This is a genomic window from Saccharophagus degradans 2-40 (assembly GCF_000013665.1).
In the GTDB taxonomy this organism is placed as follows: domain Bacteria; phylum Pseudomonadota; class Gammaproteobacteria; order Pseudomonadales; family Cellvibrionaceae; genus Saccharophagus; species Saccharophagus degradans.
This window is the reverse complement of record NC_007912.1, coordinates 1,196,696-1,215,414: the sequence shown is the minus strand read 5'-3', so window position 1 is coordinate 1,215,414 and position 18,719 is coordinate 1,196,696. Positions and strand designations below refer to the sequence as shown.

Annotated in this window: 15 protein-coding genes; 2 read left to right on the top strand and 13 right to left on the bottom strand. The window is 46.9% G+C overall.

The features are described from left to right. Positions 1–62: 62 nt before the first annotated feature. Entirely contained in the window at positions 63–1,478 is a 1,416-nt protein-coding gene (gene uxaC, locus SDE_RS04965) for a glucuronate isomerase (RefSeq protein ID WP_011467422.1), read from the bottom strand. A 410-nt stretch (positions 1,479–1,888) separates the two neighbouring features. On the opposite strand from uxaC, the gene SDE_RS04960 reads away from it, so the two are divergent. Then, positions 1,889–2,845, top strand: coding sequence for a sugar kinase (locus tag SDE_RS04960; RefSeq protein WP_011467421.1), 957 nt, complete (start codon positions 1,889–1,891; stop codon positions 2,843–2,845). A gap of 55 nt (positions 2,846–2,900) precedes the next feature. Here the strand turns inward: SDE_RS04960 and SDE_RS04955 are convergent, their stop codons facing one another. From SDE_RS04955 to tuf (SDE_RS04920), 9 genes are all read right to left on the bottom strand, one after another. Next, positions 2,901–3,827, bottom strand: coding sequence for a DegV family protein (locus SDE_RS04955; RefSeq protein WP_011467420.1), 927 nt, complete (start codon positions 3,825–3,827; stop codon positions 2,901–2,903). A gap of 392 nt (positions 3,828–4,219) precedes the next feature. Further along, positions 4,220–5,503 carry a 50S ribosomal protein L24 gene (locus SDE_RS04950; RefSeq protein ID WP_011467419.1) on the bottom strand — a complete coding sequence of 428 codons (1,284 nt, stop codon included), beginning with the start codon at positions 5,501–5,503 and terminating at the stop codon, positions 4,220–4,222. A gap of 60 nt (positions 5,504–5,563) precedes the next feature. Further along, positions 5,564–5,947 carry a VOC family protein gene (locus SDE_RS04945; RefSeq protein ID WP_011467418.1) on the bottom strand — a complete coding sequence of 128 codons (384 nt, stop codon included), beginning with the start codon at positions 5,945–5,947 and terminating at the stop codon, positions 5,564–5,566. 89 nt (positions 5,948–6,036) lie between these two features. After that, positions 6,037–7,326, bottom strand: a complete 1,290-nt coding sequence (locus SDE_RS04940; RefSeq protein ID WP_011467417.1) for a 6-phosphofructokinase — start codon at positions 7,324–7,326, stop codon at positions 6,037–6,039. 100 nt (positions 7,327–7,426) lie between these two features. Further along, on the bottom strand, positions 7,427–8,734 hold the full coding sequence (locus SDE_RS04935) for a TRAP transporter large permease (RefSeq protein ID WP_011467416.1): 1,308 nt from the start codon (positions 8,732–8,734) through the stop codon (positions 7,427–7,429). Positions 8,735–8,782: 48 nt separating this feature from the next. After that, the gene (locus tag SDE_RS04930) at positions 8,783–9,277 is read right to left on the bottom strand and encodes a TRAP transporter small permease (RefSeq protein ID WP_011467415.1); all 495 of its coding nucleotides are present in this window, start codon (positions 9,275–9,277) and stop codon (positions 8,783–8,785) included. A 9-nt stretch (positions 9,278–9,286) separates the two neighbouring features. Continuing rightward, a complete protein-coding gene (locus SDE_RS04925; protein ID WP_011467414.1) occupies positions 9,287–10,282 on the bottom strand; it encodes a TRAP transporter substrate-binding protein in 996 nt (331 codons plus the stop codon). Positions 10,283–10,506: 224 nt separating this feature from the next. Next, positions 10,507–10,659: a hypothetical protein gene (locus tag SDE_RS22835; protein ID WP_158303857.1), complete on the bottom strand. Its 153-nt coding sequence runs from the start codon at positions 10,657–10,659 to the stop codon at positions 10,507–10,509. A gap of 58 nt (positions 10,660–10,717) precedes the next feature. Further along, the gene (gene tuf, locus SDE_RS04920) at positions 10,718–11,941 is read right to left on the bottom strand and encodes an elongation factor Tu (protein WP_011467412.1); all 1,224 of its coding nucleotides are present in this window, start codon (positions 11,939–11,941) and stop codon (positions 10,718–10,720) included. A 389-nt stretch (positions 11,942–12,330) separates the two neighbouring features. Between tuf (SDE_RS04920) and fusA (SDE_RS04910) the strand changes: the two genes are divergently transcribed. Next, positions 12,331–14,424 carry an elongation factor G gene (fusA, locus tag SDE_RS04910; protein WP_011467413.1) on the top strand — a complete coding sequence of 698 codons (2,094 nt, stop codon included), beginning with the start codon at positions 12,331–12,333 and terminating at the stop codon, positions 14,422–14,424. A gap of 178 nt (positions 14,425–14,602) precedes the next feature. Here the strand turns inward: fusA (SDE_RS04910) and tuf (SDE_RS04905) are convergent, their stop codons facing one another. From tuf (SDE_RS04905) to rpsG, 3 genes are all read right to left on the bottom strand, one after another. Next, on the bottom strand, positions 14,603–15,826 hold the full coding sequence (tuf, locus tag SDE_RS04905; RefSeq protein WP_011467412.1) for an elongation factor Tu: 1,224 nt from the start codon (positions 15,824–15,826) through the stop codon (positions 14,603–14,605). 84 nt (positions 15,827–15,910) lie between these two features. Further along, a complete protein-coding gene (fusA, locus tag SDE_RS04900) occupies positions 15,911–18,016 on the bottom strand; it encodes an elongation factor G (RefSeq protein WP_011467411.1) in 2,106 nt (701 codons plus the stop codon). A 161-nt stretch (positions 18,017–18,177) separates the two neighbouring features. Then, positions 18,178–18,648, bottom strand: a complete 471-nt coding sequence (gene rpsG / locus SDE_RS04895; RefSeq protein WP_011467410.1) for a 30S ribosomal protein S7 — start codon at positions 18,646–18,648, stop codon at positions 18,178–18,180. Between the last annotated feature and the right edge of the window lie 71 nt (positions 18,649–18,719).

Below are 18,719 nucleotides of genomic sequence, written 5' to 3'. Positions count from 1 at the left end.
ACGGCCCATGCTCGGGCAGAGAGGGCCGTTTTAAAGAGAAAAAACAATAGTAAGTACTTACATTAATCTAATTTATAGGCCTGCTTAACCAAGTTATAAGTTAAGTCGATAGCCACTTCGCGTGCTTCGTCTTCCTGCAAACGGTGCTCGCTAACAAGCTTGGCCAAGAAGCCGCAATCCATTCGACGCGCCACATCATGGCGTGCTGGAATAGACAGGAATGCGCGTGTATCGTCGTTAAAGCCTACAGTGTTATAGAAACCCGCTGTTTCGGTTACCTGTTCACGGAAGCGGCGCATACCTTCTGGGCTATCGTGGAACCACCAAGATGGCCCCAACTTTAATGCAGGGTAATGACCCGCAAGAGGCGCCAACTCGCGGCTGTATACCGTCTCATCCAGAGTGAACAGAATAATAGTAAGGTTAGGCTCGTTGCCGTATTTGTCTAGCAACGGCTTAAGCGCGTTCACATACTCAGTTTGAGATGGGATATCTGCCCCTTTATCACGGCCGTAGCGCGCGAACAATTTAGGGTTATGGTTGCGGAATGAGCCGGGGTGAATCTGCATCACCAAGCCGTCTTCTAAACTCATGCCAGCCATTTCGGTAAGTATTTGACCGCGGAACAATTCAGCTTCCGCTGCGCTGCATTTACCTGCTAACGCTTTCGCGAATAAGGTTTCTATTTCTGGGCGCGACAAATCTGCGGTTACAGCTGTTGGGTGGCCGTGGTCGGTGGATGTTGCACCGTGCGCCTTAAAGTACTCGCGACGGTTGCGCAAAGCCGCTAGGTAGCCTTCCCAGTTGGACGTGTCTTCGCCAGTAATCTTACCTAAGTAAGCCACGTTAGAAGCAAAGCCTTCGAAGTCGGGGTCTACCACTGGGTCTGGGCGGTAAGCGGTAATAACGTTGCCCTTCCAGCCGCTTTCACGGATTTTTTGGTGGTGGCGCAAGTCGTTAAGTGGCGACTCGGTGGTGGCCAACCATTCAATTTTAAACCGATCAAACAACGCGCGCGGCAAGAACTCTGGTGTTTGCAGCGCAGCGTTAATGCCGTCGTAATAATCATCTGCCGTTGCTGCGCTTAACGCTTTTTCAAAACCGAACACATCTTTAAATACGTGATCTAGCCACATGCGCGAAGGCGTGCCGCGGAAGGCGGTGTAATGCTTGGCAAAGGTTTGCCAAATTTTGCGGCCATCGGTTTCAACTTCAGTGCCATCAACGGTGGGCACACCTAAGGATTCCAAAGGAACACCCAAGCTATACAGCATGCGGAATACATAGTGATCTGGCTTAATTAGCAAATCCGCTGCGCTATCGAAGGGCTGGTTATCTGCAAACCAACTTGGGTCGGTATGACCGTGCGGGCTAACAATAGGAAGATCTTTAACCTCTGCGTACAACCTGCGGGCAATGCCACGTACAGATTCCTCGGCAGGAAAGAGGCGGTCGGGGTGCAAAATCAGTTCGCTCATAATCAATCTACTACGTTCAAATGTGTAATTTTCAGCATGCCGCCAATCAGTGTGGCAAACAAATTTATTAGCCAACATGTGCTGTTTACACATATTGGTATATACCTAAGGTGTACGCCAGTTTTTAACAAAGCTAGATGCATTTAAACCAGTCTGACCAAGACGCATATATTACGCCAGTTAGGTAAGGCCAATTTATGGTTGCAAAAGCCTGTAAATATGTCAATCTATTTGTGACTAGAGAGGCAAAACATCCCTCAATCTGCACCGCTTGGCTTTTGAAAGCCGCCATTATGCAGTCTTTCAACCGTTTACGTTATTTTATGTTGCGCGCTTGAAAACCGGTCTGACCAATCATAAAATGCACCTCAAGCCCAATAACAACAAATCAAACAATTCGAGATAGTGTTATGCCTCAAATAGCAGCCATTGGCGAAGTAATGATAGAACTAGCCCCCGCAGGAACAGATGCCACCAGCGGCAAAGCCATGAATACCCTTTCCTTTGCTGGCGACACCTACAATACCGTTGTAACTCTGGCGCGCTTAGGCATAGACGCCTCATATGTAAGCCGCCTAGGCGACGATCGCTTTAGCGATAACATTATTGCCAACCTTTCTGACGAGAATGTGGCAACCAACACCATAGAGCGAGCAAAAGGAGAGGTGCCGGGGCTGTATATGATTCAAAACACCCCAGATGGCGAACGCGAGTTTTTCTATTGGCGCGGCCAAGCCCCAGCCAAACAAATGTTTACGTCGGCCAATACGCCTGCTCTACTCGACTCTCTCAGCGCGCACCCATGGCTATATTTTTCGGGCATTACCCTAGCCATTATTAGTGAGCAGGCGCGAATTACACTGTTCGGCTTTTTAGCCAGCTATAGAGCCAACGGCGGCAAGGTTGCTTTCGACAGCAACTACCGCCCTCGCCTATGGGCAAACCCAGAGCTCGCGCAACAAGCTACCATTGCAGCATTGGCGCAAACCGATTTAGCGCTATTAACCCTAGATGATGAAGCCTTACTTTGGGGGGATAGCGACGACTTGCTCGCCGATGCTCAAAAGCGCTACCAAAGTTTAGAAATTAGTGAACTTGTGTTTAAGCGTGGCGCAGACGATGTGATTATTGTGCAAGGTGACAGCGAGCAGCGAGTTAGCGTACCCAAAGTAGAAAACATTATTGATACAACTGCCGCCGGCGACACCTTTAACGCAGGTTATTTATCTGCCCGCTTAAAAGGGGAACCCCCAGTAAAAGCAGCGCAAGAGGCGAACCGCTGTGCAAACATTGTTATTCGTCACCGTGGTGGTGTAATACCAAAAGAAGTGTTTTTAGAAGAGCACCGCGCGCTACTTAAACAATAGCATTCTAAACAACAGTATCGCGCGGCAAATTACTACAATATTTTATAAATGCAGCTTAGCTCCACTCGTGGGGCTCGGTTGCTATGCCCAACGAAAGCGAACCAACACTGGTGTAAATACCACCGGCAATACTCATCACCGATGGCATAAGCATCATTTTTTTGCTGTCTGCAACGGCTTTTAACTCCGCATACCCAGGCAGTGCTTTCAATTCATCAACAGATCCGCCGTAGTTAACTGTGATTATTGGGCTTAAAACATGGCCGCCATTTATGCGCTCTGCTACATGGTTAAACAACTGGCTAGCGGCTTTTTCAAAGCCACGCACTTTAGCCGCCACGTAGGAAGAGTCGTTAACAACGCACAAAACAGGGTGAATACCGAGCGTATTAGCCAAAAATGCCTGCCCCCAACCCACAGCTTTTTCATTGCGCTTTTTGGAGCGCTCCAGTGCTACCAGTGGCGATTTGGGAATAATAAACGTGTGAATTTTTGTAGAAAGCGTGTCTAAATCGCGCCTTACTTGCACCGCATCTTTTTTGCTTAGGGTTTGGCGTACGGTTTCGGCAACCATTAACGCCTGCCCGGCAAACACGGTGCGGCTATCCATTACTCGTATAGAAACATCTTGCCTGTCACCGAGCTTACGCTTTACCGCCGACGCTGCAGCATTGGCATTATTGTAGGTTTCACCCTGCACACGGTTTACCGTTTGCACCAATATAGTGGTATAACCCTCTTTGATTTTAGCCACTATATAGCGCTGAAAATCTTCTACGCTAGGAGGGCTGGTAGATACCGCATGCTTGCGCGCCAAGCGTCCAGATTGAAACAGCGACAAGCTGGCTTTATCGGAACACGGGTCGTCTGCCGTATCGCCATCAATAGTGTAGCTAAGCGGTACACGGGTAATATTGTATTTAGTAAGTACGGAATCCGGTAAGTTACAGGCCGAATCGACGATAACTGCCATTTTTGACATAACATTGCCCTTATATGTTTAGAACCCTTAACCACTCCAAATACGAGCTTGCTAAATTGTGCGAGCCAAGCTTATCACCAGCGAATATACGTTAACGGCATACGGCCACCACATGCATTAACCACTTACGCTAGCAACATATAATCAATATGAGCGCGCCCAACTAGTCACAAGTTAATTATTTGGAGTCGTTCAGAGTTTCCTCATGTCGTAATATTTGCAGACTAACCATAGACGAGAAGCGGTATGGCGCCATATTGCTTTATTTAGTATGGCGCAAGAATATTCCTAGGGGTCGATAAAGTCCAGCAGTTGTGGCAAAGGCTCGCAATGTATATTTTGGCGTATTTACTATCCTCTGCACGCAACTAATACATTCAATATAGTCTTAATTACAGGTAACCCAGTAACCATTCGGCAATTTTGTCGTCTGGTATATCAAATTTTTTATTTGTTTGCTTATAGCTCGGGTAGCCACCCACATCTTGCTGGCTATCTATTATTCGCGCCTTCCCCGTTGCCACCCCATTAATTATTCGGGTATCTATCGCATCCCTGGCCCAGGGTGTTGCACCAACACTGGCTACTAGCAGCTCACGCATCTCGTCAGCATCCCACAACTCATAACCTGTTAACCATGAAGGTGCAGAGGCTAAAGAATTAACCGCCCCTTCCGTAATAGGCATGGGCTCGCCCATTAAATTTGTAACGCTATTACCCGTCAAATAAGCATCCCCACGCACAGACACTAGCGCCAAGTCTGAGTATGTATCGCGGCCGTAAACTAACTGGTTATTTACCACCGCTACTCTAGCATTAGCTGGGCCTGTACTCTGGCCCTCCCACTCACGCTCAATATAGTTAACCTGTATAGCGGCATTACCCGCATTGTAAATAATATTATTTGCTACAAAACCTATGGTGTGCGCTTTAAAGTACGGGTTGCGACGATCATTAGACACAAACAAATTTCTAACTACGGCAACATCTCGCACATAATCGTGTACCAATAATCCCTTAGAGTGTTTGCCTTTTTTATGGCTGGCATAATCTAACGCTTCGGCAATGAGATTATTACTAAACGTTACCCGCTCAGCGGTTTGACCGTAACCTTTGTAACGATTCCCCGAAGCGGAGAGGTTTTCATCTACCGCCCAACTTACCGATACATGATCTATATGTACATCTTTGGCATTTTCACCGGCCACAGATATACCGTCACTTTCCCAGCCGGAGCGCTTTGGTTGTAAGTTATCTCCCGGCCGCACGCGAATATGCTGCACTCTTACATCGTGGGTTCGTATATTTAAACCGCCGCGAATTAATGTAATACCCGGTGCTGGCGCCGACTGACCGGCAACAGTAAGGAATGGCTGCGTGACGGTAATACTTTGCCCAGCAAGATCTATAACACCGCCAACTTCGAACACCACTACGCGTGGTCGAGCTAAACCCAGCGCCCATGCGAGCGAGCCCTCCCCACTTGCATTTAAATTAGTCACCCTAACGATACGAGACTGACCATCTGGCAAAGTGCCTCCCAAACCTGCTGGGGTATCTGCACCCATTGCGGAATATCGGGTTTCAGCGTTGCTGGGTTTAACCGCGAACACAGTCGCAGAAAATAATAGAAAAGTTGAAATTAGCAGATAAGCAATTACATTATTTTTATTCATTTACCTAGCCTTTAAATCTATTAAATACAAAAAAAGGCGCCTTTATAAGCGCCTTTTAATCTATAACATTGGGGTACCGCGCTTACACAATTGAACAGCAAAGCCCCAAGGGTCTTTTAACATCATTAAGTGTGAACCGTCCTTTAAATGCAAATCATCCACCACCTTTGCACCGGCAGCCACTAACCTCTCGGCATCTTCGTTGGGGTTTTCCGACACAAATGCTAAATGCAACTGCAAGGGGTTCATCGATGGGTAATCGGGTACTTCACTGGGTGGGTTGCAGTAAATTTCTATCATCACCGCGCCGCTAGAATCTTTTAGAAAATGAGTGTATGGGGCACCATCCATTTTTCTCGCTACACTAAAACCCAAATATTTACAGTACCAATCAGCAATCGCTACTGGGTCTGATACGTTGTAAGCAAAATGTTCTATTTTCATTAGATTCCTCAATATTGCCTTTTCTATTTAGCGTCTTTGTAAAAGTTAATTTTGCACGCGTTAATAGTACCGTTTTAAAGCAAAAAATATTAAAGCGTAAACTCTTCTAATTTTTTAGGCACTGCCACAGAGTTAAATACTCGATAAGCGGGCAACCCATTCTGGTAACTAGGATAACTTTCACCGGCAATTAAAGGGGCCAAATACCGACGACACGCATCTGTAATGTGAAAGCCACATTTAGAAATGAATCCTGCGGGTAACGCATTGCGAGAATTAGCCGCCTCAACCAGCGGCACAGTGCCAACAGACCACCTATAAGGCTGCTCTGATTCTCGCACTATTGCCATCATCACATTGGAATAACCATTTGCGGCAAACTCTACGGCCTTTTTGCCAACCAAAAAGGATTGATCCACATCGGTTTTAGAGGCGATGTGTCGCGCAGCACGCTGTAGGTAATCGCACACAGCAAAATGTGTTTTATGGCCTGTTACTTCGCGTATACGACCGGCAATAATAGATGCAGCACCGCCTAATTGAGTGTGCCCAAATGCATCTTTATTGGCGGTCGATGTAAGATGGTTGCCATCTGGGCCTCGCACGCCTTCTGCCACCACCACCACGCAAAAACCTTTGCGTGCAACAATGCGATTTAATTCGGCATAGAATTTATATTCTTCGTAGGGCACCTCGGGGAATATAATTAAATCTGGCCCTAAGTTTCGCTCATCTGCCGCTAAACCCGCTGCTGCGGCAATCCAGCCAGAATCTCGCCCCATCACTTCCATAACAAATACTTTAGTCGAAGTTTGATGCATAGATGCTAAATCCATCGACGCTTCTAATATTGAAACGGCAACGTATTTAGCTACTGAGCCGTAGCCAGGGCTACAATCGGTGCCGGATAAATCATTGTCAATGGTTTTGGGAATACCAATACACTGTAGAGGATAATTTTTTTTAGCCGCATACTTGGCTAACTTGCAAGAGGTGTCTTGGGAATTACCGCCGCCGTTATAAAAGAAATAGCCAATATTGTGTGCTTTAAATACCTCGAGAATACGCGCGTACTCACGTTCGCTTTCTTCAATACTTTTTAATTTGTAACGACAGGAGCCAAATGCTCCCGCAGGGGCGTGGAGTAAATCGTCTATTAAATTATCATCGTGAGTATTCACCACCACCATATCTTCGTGCAATGCCCCCAAAATACCGTTGCGACCAATATACAGATTTTCGATTTTATCTTTATGGGCCATTACCCCAGCAACAACACCTGCAGCAGAAGCATTGAGTACAGCAGCAGCACCGCCGGATTGCGCATAAAATGCATTTTTTTTATCTGAGAAAGAACTGCTAGAAAGAGGGAAAGACATAGATTCGCCGCTCCGAAATAAGGACGTGGATGCAGAAGTTGTTAATCAGCAATAATAGCGGCAAAGCGCCGAATGGGGAAACCCATTCGGCGCTTTAACTTTAGGGCTTATCGTATAGATCGAAGAATATGGGTAAAAACTCACTAATTGCGGGCACATACGCTACCAGTAACAGGGCCACCACCATGGCCGCGTACATAGGCATAAGCGGTTTAATAAGCTGACCTATAGTGGTTTTGGCAATACCGCAACCCACAAACAGCACCGCTCCCACCGGTGGTGTACACAGCCCGATACAGAGGTTTAACACCATCATAATACCGAAGTGCAGAGGCGACATGCCCAACTCTACAGCAACCGGCAAAAAGATAGGGGTAAATATAAGTACCGCAGGCGTCATATCCATAAACACACCTACACACAACAGAATAAGGTTAATGGTAAGTAGAATAATAAACGGGTTATCGCTTAACCCCATTAACGCAGCACTGATGCTTTGCGGTATGTTCTCATAGCTCAACATCCACGACATTGCCGTAGAAGTACCAATTAGCAGCATAACGATTGCCGTTGTCTCCACCGACTTCACTAAAATGTCGGGCAGATCAGACACTCGCACTTCTTTATACACAAATACCGACAACGAAAGCGCATACAGCACAGCGACCACACTGGCCTCGGTAGCAGTGAAAAAGCCACCAATAATACCGCCAATAACCAACACAATAAGCATCAAGCTTGGTACAGCATCAATAGACTTTCTTGCGAATTCACGCGCGGTTGGAATTTTTCCAACAGGGTAATTGTGAATTTTTGCGTATATGGCACACACAACCATTAAAGATAACGCCACCAATAAACCTGGCAAATAACCCGCCACGAATAATGCAGCAATAGAAACACCGCCACTAGCAAGAGAATAAACAATTAAAATATTACTTGGCGGAATAAGTAGGCCAGTTGTTGACGACGCCACAGTAACCGCAGCATTAAAGTTTTTGTCGTAGCCTTCCTTATTCATGGTGGGAATCATAAACCCACCTATCGCTGACGTTGCTGCAACAGCAGAACCCGAAATAGCACCAAACAGCGTACAGCTAATAATATTCACAAACGCTAAGCCGCCAGGCAACATACCAATAACCACTTTGGCGAACTCAATTAAACGATGCGCAATACCGCCGCGCCCCATAAGCAGGCCGGAAAGAATAAAAAACGGTATGGCCAACAAAGAGAAGCTATTTATGCCGCCCCCCATGCGCTGGGCCATCGTCATAGCTGCAGGAATAAAATCGATGGTAGCAAGCATTGCTGCAAAACTCGCGACTCCAATGCTTATTGCAATGGGAACGTTTAGAAACAGCAATACAACAAATGTTAAAACTAATATTAGGACGGATAATTCCATCGGGCAGCGCCTCTACGTAATTCAGTATTTTTTGTTATTTTCGAATAATTAATCTAAACCGGGGCCAGATTCTTCAACCGGCCGACCAATCCATAAACGCTCGAGCGCAAATACACAAATCAACAAACCGCTAATAGGAATTACGCTATATACGTAGCCTATTTTTATTTGCAAAGCCGCAGAAATTTGGTTTAGCTCGAGAGTTAACAACATGATTTTTGTTCCGGCGAAAACCATAATTACTGCGGCAAAACACAAACTAACCGTGTCGGCAAATTTCTCAGCCAATATTTTTTTTACGCCGGTTAAATTTGCAGTAAGAATATCTAAGCCCAAATGCGCATGGCGACGATATGCGTAAGCAGCACCTAGAAAGCCAATCCAAATAAGTAGAAAACGCGCTAACTCTTCGGAAAATGAACTTGGATTAGATAGAATGAAGCGCGACACAACCTGCCAAGTAACATCCACCACCATCAAAGCCATAAGAGTGGCACATATCCAGGCTAACCATTTTTCTATTACGTTCATTACGTCTCTCATAACAGTACCCTATAGTTTGCCAAAGGCTTGCATAAGATCGTGAGCAGGCGTGCCTTTCGCTGCCTCATGCATTGCTTTTACTTTTTCTGCAAAGAGCGAATTATCTGGCCGAATAATTTTCACGCCTGCTTTTTCCACTTCTGCCAACGCGTGCGCTGTAGCGTCTGCCCAAGCTTTGCGTTCAAACACTACCGACTCGTCCATAGCCTGCTGCACCCACTCCTGCTGCTGTGGCGTAAGATTGTTCCACACGTAGGTACTAATCAGCACAATATCTGGTACAAAGGTGTGCTCATTTAAAGTGTAGTACTTGGCAACCTCGTAATGACCAGAAGTATAAAAACTAGGAGGGTTATTTTCGGCGCCATCTACAACACCTTGATCTAGCGCAGTGTATAGCTCACCCCAAGAAATTGGCGTGCCAGCACCGCCTAAAGCGCGCACCATCTGTAGAGACGTTTGACTTTTTTGCACACGTATTTTTAAGCCCTTTAAATCTTCGGGCTTGTAAATTGGCTTTTTCACAGTGTAAAAGCTGCGGCTACCAGCATCGTAGTAACCCAAACCGCGCAGCCTTACTTTTTCCCCAGATAGCAACAGCTCTTTACCTAGCTCGCTATCGAGCACACGCCAGTAATGCTCACTATCGCGAAACACATAAGGCATACTGAATACTTTCATTTCGGGAACAAAACCTTCCATAGGGCTGGAAGACACCTTAGTCATTGCTAAGCTACCTATTTGCAATAACTCAATTAGCTCGCGCTCGCCGCCCAACTGACCACCAGGGTAGACCTGTAAATCCATCTTGCCGTCGGATAGCACTCGCAAGCGCTCCCCCATATACATAATAGCTTCATGCACGGGATGATCGGTTGGCAAGCTGTGCGCCATTTTGAGCACTTCAACTTCACTCTTCGCCGTACATGCGCTAAGCAGCCATACAAAACAGAGAACAAGAAGTGCATTTAGAATTCGAGAGGTATTACTACTAAAGATCGCCATAAATTTTTCTATTGTTATTGGTTTTATGAATGGATGTTTTACTGGCACTAGCGCACTTACATTCTACACGTTAAAAAAATGCGGGCTATTAAAGCCCGCGCAACCTAAGTGTACTAAGAGGAAAGTAAATTACAATCAACCCATGTAACCTCACTTTAAGGATCAACCGTGTCTGTCGTATTGACCAGAGCACTAAACTGGTAACCAACAAAGCCTGTTTGGTATTACCAATCTTTGCGTATGGTTTCACAATTCACCTTCAACATCAACCATTTAAACGTATTTTTCTTATTTTCGGCCTGACCAATAATGCCAAACTGCCCCCTAAGCTCCGGAAAATGGCGCATAAAGCCTACCTGCACCTTTCTTTCGCCCATAAAAAAAGGCCCCTCAAAGAGGAGCCTTTTTCGGCAAGCTTGCGCTAAAAGCATCGAATTAAGCGATGATTTTAGCAACAACACCAGCACCAACTGTACGGCCACCTTCGCGGATAGCGAAGCGCAAACCTTCTTCCATCGCGATTGGAGCGATCAAAGTAACAGTCATTTGTACGTTATCACCTGGCATTACCATTTCTACGCCTTCTGGAAGCTCACAAGCACCAGTTACGTCAGTTGTACGGAAGTAGAACTGTGGACGATAGCCTTTGAAGAATGGAGTGTGACGACCACCTTCATCTTTAGACAATACGTAGATTTCTGATTGGAAAGTAGTGTGCGGAGTAACTGAACCTGGCTTAGACAATACTTGACCACGCTCAACATCATCACGCTTAGTACCACGCAACAACACACCAACGTTCTCACCTGCACGACCTTCGTCAAGCAACTTACGGAACATTTCAACACCAGTACAGGTAGTTTTGGTGGTATCGCGAATACCAACGATTTCCAATTCTTCACCAACTTTAACAATACCGCGCTCAACACGACCAGTCACAACAGTACCGCGACCAGAGATTGAGAATACGTCTTCTACTGGCATCAAGAACGGCTGATCAATTGCACGCTCTGGCTCTGGAATGTATGAATCCAAAGCTTCTACCAATTTCTTAACAGCGGTAGTACCTAGCTCGTTCTCGTCTTCGCCGTTCAATGCCATCAAAGCAGAACCAGCAATGATTGGAGTGTCGTCGCCTGGGAATTCGTAAGTGTCTAACAACTCACGCAATTCCATTTCAACCAATTCCATCATCTCTGCGTATTCTTCAGAGTCAACACCGCCACAGTCTTCTGCTAGCAAGTCTGCCTTGTTCAAGAATACTACGATGTAAGGTACACCAACCTGACGAGACAAAAGGATGTGCTCACGAGTCTGAGGCATTGGACCGTCAGTAGAACCACATACCAAGATAGCGCCATCCATCTGAGCGGCACCAGTAATCATGTTTTTCACGTAGTCGGCGTGACCTGGGCAGTCAACGTGGGCGTAGTGACGAATCGGTGAATCGTACTCTACGTGAGAGGTAGCGATAGTAATACCACGCTCACGCTCTTCTGGAGCATTATCGATACCGTCAAACGCTACCGCAGCACCACCCCAAACTTCTGAACACACGCGCGTTAACGCTGCAGTCAAAGTAGTTTTACCGTGGTCAACGTGACCAATTGTGCCCACGTTTACGTGAGGCTTATTACGTTCAAATTTTTCTTTTGCCACCGCTAGATTCCTCAATAAACAATCAGCAACAGAATGAATGAGCCCAAATCCATCAGCGTCATTAAAATGATTGCCTGAGACGAGAACTCGGTTAGGGGCGCAATCTTAACCCCCCGTGCGCTATAGTCAACGGCAAATTACCTAAAAAACACACAAATTTAGTGATATTTGTTTAAAACACGCCAATTTGGTGTTTTTTTGACTAGCGACCACCTTACTGCAGCCGCTCACCGAAGCTCTGGGATTACCCGCCCAAGTAAAATAGGCATCAAAAAACACCTTATATTCGCAGACTTCAAAGAAACTTGGTTATTTTTGTTCAGTATTGATGCAAAACTCAGTATACTGCCGCCCAAATTTTTTTCGTGCTGGCATAATCGAGTGACCCAATGACAGATCTATCTTTGTACAGAAATATTGGTATTTTCGCCCACGTTGACGCGGGTAAAACTACCACCACAGAACGTATCCTTAAACTAACCGGTAAAATCCATAAGCTGGGTGAAGTTCACGAGGGTGAATCTACCACCGACTTCATGGAGCAGGAGGCTGAGCGCGGTATTACCATTCAGTCTGCAGCTGTAACTTGTGAATGGAAAGGCCATCGCTTAAACGTTATCGATACCCCTGGGCACGTTGACTTCACCGTTGAAGTATACCGCTCACTAAAAGTATTGGATGGCGGCATAGGCGTATTCTGCGGCTCTGGCGGTGTTGAACCACAATCAGAAACCAACTGGCGTTACGCAAACGATTCCGAAGTAGCTCGCGTTATCTTCGTTAACAAGCTAGACCGTGTTGGTGCAGACTTCCTACGCGTTGTTGAGCAAGTTAAGAAAGTACTTGGCGCCAACCCGCTGGTTATGACTCTTCCAATCGGCCGTGAAGACACCTTCACCGGCGTGGTAGACGTATTAACTAAAAAAGCTTATATCTGGGATGACTCAGGCCTACCAGAAAACTACGAAGTTACCGACGTACCAGCCGACATGGTTGACGAAGTTGACATGTACCACGAGCAATTAGTTGAAACTGCTGTAGAGCAAGACGACGACTTGATGATGGCTTACATGGAAGGCGAAGTACCAACCGTTGAGCAGCTTAAAAAATGTATCCGCAAGGGTACTCGCGACTTAACCTTCTTCCCAACTTTCTGTGGATCTGCATTTAAAAACAAAGGTGTTCAGCTAGTACTTGACGCCGTTGTAGATTACCTACCAAGCCCAACCGAGGTAGACCCACAGCCTTTGACAGACGAAGAAGGTAACGAGACTGGCGAACACGCATTGGTTTCCGCTGATGAGCCACTACGCGCTCTAGCGTTCAAAATCATGGACGACCGTTTTGGCGCCTTGACCTTTATCCGCATCTACTCCGGTAGAATGGAAAAAGGCATGACCGTTCTTAACTCGTTCACAGGTAAAACCGAGCGTATCGGCCGCATGGTTGAAATGCAGGCCAACGATCGCAACGAAATCACCTCGGCCCAAGCCGGTGACATTCTTGCCGTTGTAGGCATGAAGAACGTACAAACAGGTCATACTCTTTGTGACCCTAAACACCCCTGTACGCTTGAAGCCATGGTATTCCCAGAGCCAGTAATCTCTATTGCTGTAGCACCTAAAGACAAAACTGGTTCTGAGAAGATGGGCGTTGCTATTGGTAAGATGGTTGCAGAAGACCCCTCTTTCCGCGTTGAGACAGACGAAGACAGCGGCGAGACCATTCTTAAAGGTATGGGTGAACTTCACCTAGACATTAAAGTAGACATTTTGAAGCGTACCTACGGCGTTGAACTCAACGTTGGTAAGCCTCAGGTTGCATACCGCGAAACCATTACTCAAGCTATCGAAGACAGCTACACCCACAAGAAGCAATCCGGTGGTTCTGGTCAGTTCGGTAAGATCGACTACCGCATCCGCCCTGGCGAGCCAGGCACCGGCTTCAAGTTTAGCTCTGTTGTGGTAGGTGGTAACGTTCCTAAGGAATTCTTCCCAGCAATCGAGAAGGGCTTCTCCACCATGATGGCCGAAGGCCCTCTAGCTGGCTACCCTGTGCTTGACGTTGAAATCGAGCTTTACGACGGTTCTTACCACGCAGTTGACTCCTCGGCTGTAGCGTTCGAAATCGCAGCAAAAGGCGCATTCCGTCAATCTATGCCTAAAGCTGGCCCTCAAATCATCGAACCTATCATGAAGGTTGATGTTTTCACCCCAGAGGACCACGTAGGCGACGTTATCGGCGATTTAAACCGTCGTCGCGGCATGATCAAAGACCAGGAGCCAGGTGTTACAGGTGTTCGCATTAAAGCCGACGTACCGCTTTCTGAGATGTTTGGCTACATCGGCCACTTGCGCACCATGACCTCTGGTCGCGGTCAGTTCTCTATGGAATTCTCGCACTACTTACCTTGCCCGAACGCCGTGGCAGAAGAAGTAATTGCAGAAGCCAAGAAGCGCAAAGAAGAAAAAGCCAAGAAGTAAGTTTAACAACCAAGCTTCTAGCGAAAACCCCGCCGGCGAAAGCTTGCGGGGTTTTTTATTGCCTAGAGTAAGAGGACAGATTGTTTAGCCAACCACCCATAGCAAAGCAAATTTAAGGCAAAAAAAAGGCCCCTCAAAGAGGAGCCTTTTTCGGCAAGCTTGTGCTTAAAGCATCGAATTAAGCGATGATTTTAGCAACAACACCAGCACCAACTGTACGGCCACCTTCGCGGATAGCGAAGCGCAAACCTTCTTCCATCGCGATTGGAGCGATCAAAGTAACAGTCATTTGTACGTTATCACCTGGCATTACCATTTCTACGCCTTCTGGAAGCTCACAAGCACCAGTTACGTCAGTTGTACGGAAGTAGAACTGTGGACGGTAGCCTTTGAAGAATGGAGTGTGACGACCACCTTCATCTTTAGACAATACGTAGATTTCTGATTGGAAAGTAGTGTGCGGAGTAACAGAACCTGGCTTAGACAATACTTGACCACGCTCAACATCATCACGCTTAGTACCACGCAACAATACACCAACGTTCTCACCTGCACGACCTTCGTCAAGCAACTTACGGAACATTTCAACACCAGTACAGGTAGTTTTGGTGGTATCGCGAATACCAACGATTTCCAATTCTTCACCAACTTTAACAATACCGCGCTCAACACGACCAGTCACAACAGTACCGCGACCAGAGATTGAGAATACGTCTTCTACTGGCATCAAGAACGGCTGATCAATTGCACGCTCTGGCTCTGGAATGTATGAATCCAAAGCTTCTACCAATTTCTTAACAGCGGTAGTACCTAGCTCGTTCTCGTCTTCGCCGTTCAATGCCATCAAAGCAGAACCAGCAATGATTGGAGTGTCGTCGCCTGGGAATTCGTAAGTGTCTAACAACTCACGCAATTCCATTTCAACCAATTCCATCATCTCTGCGTATTCTTCAGAGTCAACACCGCCACAGTCTTCTGCTAGCAAGTCTGCTTTGTTCAAGAATACTACGATGTAAGGTACACCAACCTGACGAGACAAAAGGATGTGCTCACGAGTCTGAGGCATTGGGCCGTCAGTAGAACCACATACCAAGATAGCGCCATCCATCTGAGCGGCACCAGTAATCATGTTTTTCACGTAGTCGGCGTGACCTGGGCAGTCAACGTGGGCGTAGTGACGAATCGGTGAATCGTACTCTACGTGAGAGGTAGCGATAGTAATACCACGCTCACGCTCTTCTGGAGCATTATCGATACCGTCAAACGCTACCGCAGCACCACCCCAAACTTCTGAACACACGCGCGTTAACGCTGCAGTCAAAGTAGTTTTACCGTGGTCAACGTGACCAATTGTGCCCACGTTTACGTGGGGCTTATTACGTTCAAATTTTTCTTTTGCCACTGTCAGATTCCTCTGTAACAAACCCCGTAAAACAGGGTATAGGGTTTCAACTAAAGTAAACTACAAATTTATGCAGAGCGGACACTAACGCCCGTTTCTAGCCATAATCTCATCGGCAACATTTTTAGGAGCTTCCGAGTATTGCTGGAACTCCATGGTAAAAGTTGCCCTACCTTGCGTCGCGGAACGCAGGTCCGTTGCATAACCGAACATCTCAGCCAGAGGAACCTCTGCCCGAACTACTTTGCCGGATATACACTCTTCCATACCCTGAATCAAACCGCGACGACGATTGAGGTCTCCCACAACGTCACCCATATTTTCTTCAGGAGTAACCACTTCCACTTTCATTACCGGCTCTAATAAAACCGCGCCGCCTTCTGCAGCTAAATTTTTTGTTGCAATAGACGCGGCAATTTTAAATGCCATCTCGTTAGAGTCAACATCATGAAAGGAGCCGTCGTATATAGTGGCTTTTAAGCCCAGCAATGGGTAACCCGCCAATACGCCATTGCGCATTTGCTCGGAAATACCTTTTTCCACCGCCGGAATATACTCTTTTGGTACAGCACCCCCGACAACCTCGTTTTCAAAAACTAGGCCTTCGGCGTTGTTATCGTCAGCAGGCTCAAAACGAATCCATACGTGACCATACTGACCGCGCCCGCCAGATTGGCGAACGAACTTACCTTCAACCTCACACGTGCGCGTAATACGCTCGCGGTAGGCCACTTGCGGCTTACCTATATTAGCGTCAACACCAAACTCACGGCGCATGCGATCTACAATAATATCTAAGTGCAACTCGCCCATACCGGAGATAATGGTCTGCCCAGTCTCTTCGTCGGTAGCAACGCGAAAAGACGGATCTTCTTGCGCTAACTTAGCCAGCGCGACCGCCATTTTCTCTTGATCTGGAACCGTGCGCGGCTCAACAGCAACAGAGATTACCGGCTCTGGAAACTCCATACGCTCGAGTACAATTTTATTACTTTCTGCACACAGGGTATCCCCTGTGGTTACATCTTTTAAGCCGATGGCTGCAGCTATATCGCCAGCCAGCACTTCTTTAATTTCTTCGCGATTGTTAGAGTGCATCTGCACCATACGGCCTACGCGCTCGCGCTTTTGCTTAACCGAGTTGTATACCGCTGTACCACTCTCCAGTCGCCCAGAATACACACGGAAGAACGTAAGCGTACCAACGAATGGATCAGTAGCAATTTTAAATGCTAGCGCTGCAAACGGCGCATCGTCGTCAGCAACTCGGGTATCGACGGTCTCACCATCAATTAAAGTACCCTCAATCGCTTTTACTTCTGTGGGCGCAGGCAAGTATTCCACAACAGCGTCGAGCACTGCCTGTACACCTTTATTTTTAAATGCAGAACCACCTAAAACTGGAACGATCTCATTAGCTAGAGTGCGCGCACGCAGGCCCGCCTTAATCTCATCTTCGCTTAACTCACCAGTCTCTAGGTACTTCTCCATGAGATCATCATTTGCCTCTGCCGCGGCTTCGACTGCGTATTCACGCATCTCTTCGCATTCTTCCAGCAGATCTTCTGGCACCTCTCCATACTCGAACGTCATGCCCATATCGGCTTCGTTCCAGTGGATAGACTTCATCTTAATTAGATCGATAACGCCTTCAAAACCATCTTCAGCGCCAATCGTCATATGCAACGGTACTGCGTTGGCCCCCAAACGGTCGCGCAACTGCTGCACCACGCTGCGAAAGTTTGCTCCCGCGCGGTCCATTTTATTTACGAAAACCAATCGCGGCACTTCGTATTTATTCGCTTGTCGCCAAACAGTTTCTGTTTGCGGCTGAACACCCGATGAGCCACACAATACAACTACGGCCCCATCCAAAACCCTAAGAGAACGCTCTACCTCGATGGTAAAGTCCACGTGCCCAGGGGTATCAATTATATTGATACGGTGTTGAGGAAACTGCTGCTGCATACCCGACCAAAAACATGTCGTAGCGGCGGAGGTAATCGTTATCCCCCTTTCCTGCTCTTGCTCCATCCAGTCCATCGTGGCTGCGCCATCGTGTACTTCACCAATCTTATGTGACAGACCAGTGTAAAAAAGCACTCGTTCGGTGGTGGTGGTTTTTCCTGCATCGACATGCGCACAGATACCGATATTTCGATAGCGTACGATGGGTGTTTTACGAGCCACGGCAATTTCCCAGAATAGCTGTTACTTGCAAAATTCTAGACACACCCAGCATAGAGGGTAACTCGTATGCTGGGGTTCTGACTTTTATAGAGCGTATAAACGCTAAAAGGCAGCTGTAATTGCTGCCTTTTACTGCACTAACAAACAGTGCCAATAAAGGATTAGAAGCGGAAGTGCGAGAACGCCTTGTTCGCTTCAGCCATACGGTGAACGTCTTCACGCTTCTTAACCGCACCACCTTTACTTTGTGCTGCATCGATCAACTCGCCAGCTAGACGTTGGGCCATAGACTTCTCACCGCGATTGCGTGAGTACTCTACCAACCAACGCATTGCCAAAGCAGTACGACGTGCAGGACGAACTTCAACCGGAACTTGATACGTTGCACCACCAACACGGCGAGATTTAACCTCAACCAATGGAGAAATATTTTCTAGTGCTTCGCTAAATGTTTCTAGCGGATCTTTGTTCAGCTTTTCGGATACGATGTCTAATGCACCGTAAACAATTTTTTCGGCTGTAGATTTTTTACCACTAATCATTACGTGGTTCATAAATTTCGCCAAAGTTGAACTACCGAATTTAGGATCCGGCAGAACTTCGCGCTTGGCGACAACTCTTCTTCTAGGCATTTTAATATCTCAACGTGCTTTCGCACATAGTGTTCAGGGTTATCCGAGACCAACTCTTAAAGAGCGCTCGG

What these genes read in the sequence shown, in the direction of transcription:
- uxaC (WP_011467422.1), bottom strand. Translation starts at nt 1,478, where the DNA reads ATGAGCGAACTGATTTTGCACCCCGACCGCCTCTTTCCTGCCGAGGAA.
- SDE_RS04960 (WP_011467421.1), top strand. Translation starts at nt 1,889, where the DNA reads ATGCCTCAAATAGCAGCCATTGGCGAAGTAATGATAGAACTAGCCCCC.
- SDE_RS04955 (WP_011467420.1), bottom strand. Translation starts at nt 3,827, where the DNA reads ATGTCAAAAATGGCAGTTATCGTCGATTCGGCCTGTAACTTACCGGAT.
- SDE_RS04950 (WP_011467419.1), bottom strand. Translation starts at nt 5,503, where the DNA reads ATGAATAAAAATAATGTAATTGCTTATCTGCTAATTTCAACTTTTCTA.
- SDE_RS04945 (WP_011467418.1), bottom strand. Translation starts at nt 5,947, where the DNA reads ATGAAAATAGAACATTTTGCTTACAACGTATCAGACCCAGTAGCGATT.
- SDE_RS04940 (WP_011467417.1), bottom strand. Translation starts at nt 7,326, where the DNA reads ATGTCTTTCCCTCTTTCTAGCAGTTCTTTCTCAGATAAAAAAAATGCA.
- SDE_RS04935 (WP_011467416.1), bottom strand. Translation starts at nt 8,734, where the DNA reads ATGGAATTATCCGTCCTAATATTAGTTTTAACATTTGTTGTATTGCTG.
- SDE_RS04930 (WP_011467415.1), bottom strand. Translation starts at nt 9,277, where the DNA reads ATGAGAGACGTAATGAACGTAATAGAAAAATGGTTAGCCTGGATATGT.
- SDE_RS04925 (WP_011467414.1), bottom strand. Translation starts at nt 10,282, where the DNA reads ATGGCGATCTTTAGTAGTAATACCTCTCGAATTCTAAATGCACTTCTT.
- SDE_RS22835 (WP_158303857.1), bottom strand. Translation starts at nt 10,659, where the DNA reads ATGGGCGAAAGAAAGGTGCAGGTAGGCTTTATGCGCCATTTTCCGGAG.
- fusA (WP_011467413.1), top strand. Translation starts at nt 12,331, where the DNA reads ATGACAGATCTATCTTTGTACAGAAATATTGGTATTTTCGCCCACGTT.
- rpsG (WP_011467410.1), bottom strand. Translation starts at nt 18,648, where the DNA reads ATGCCTAGAAGAAGAGTTGTCGCCAAGCGCGAAGTTCTGCCGGATCCT.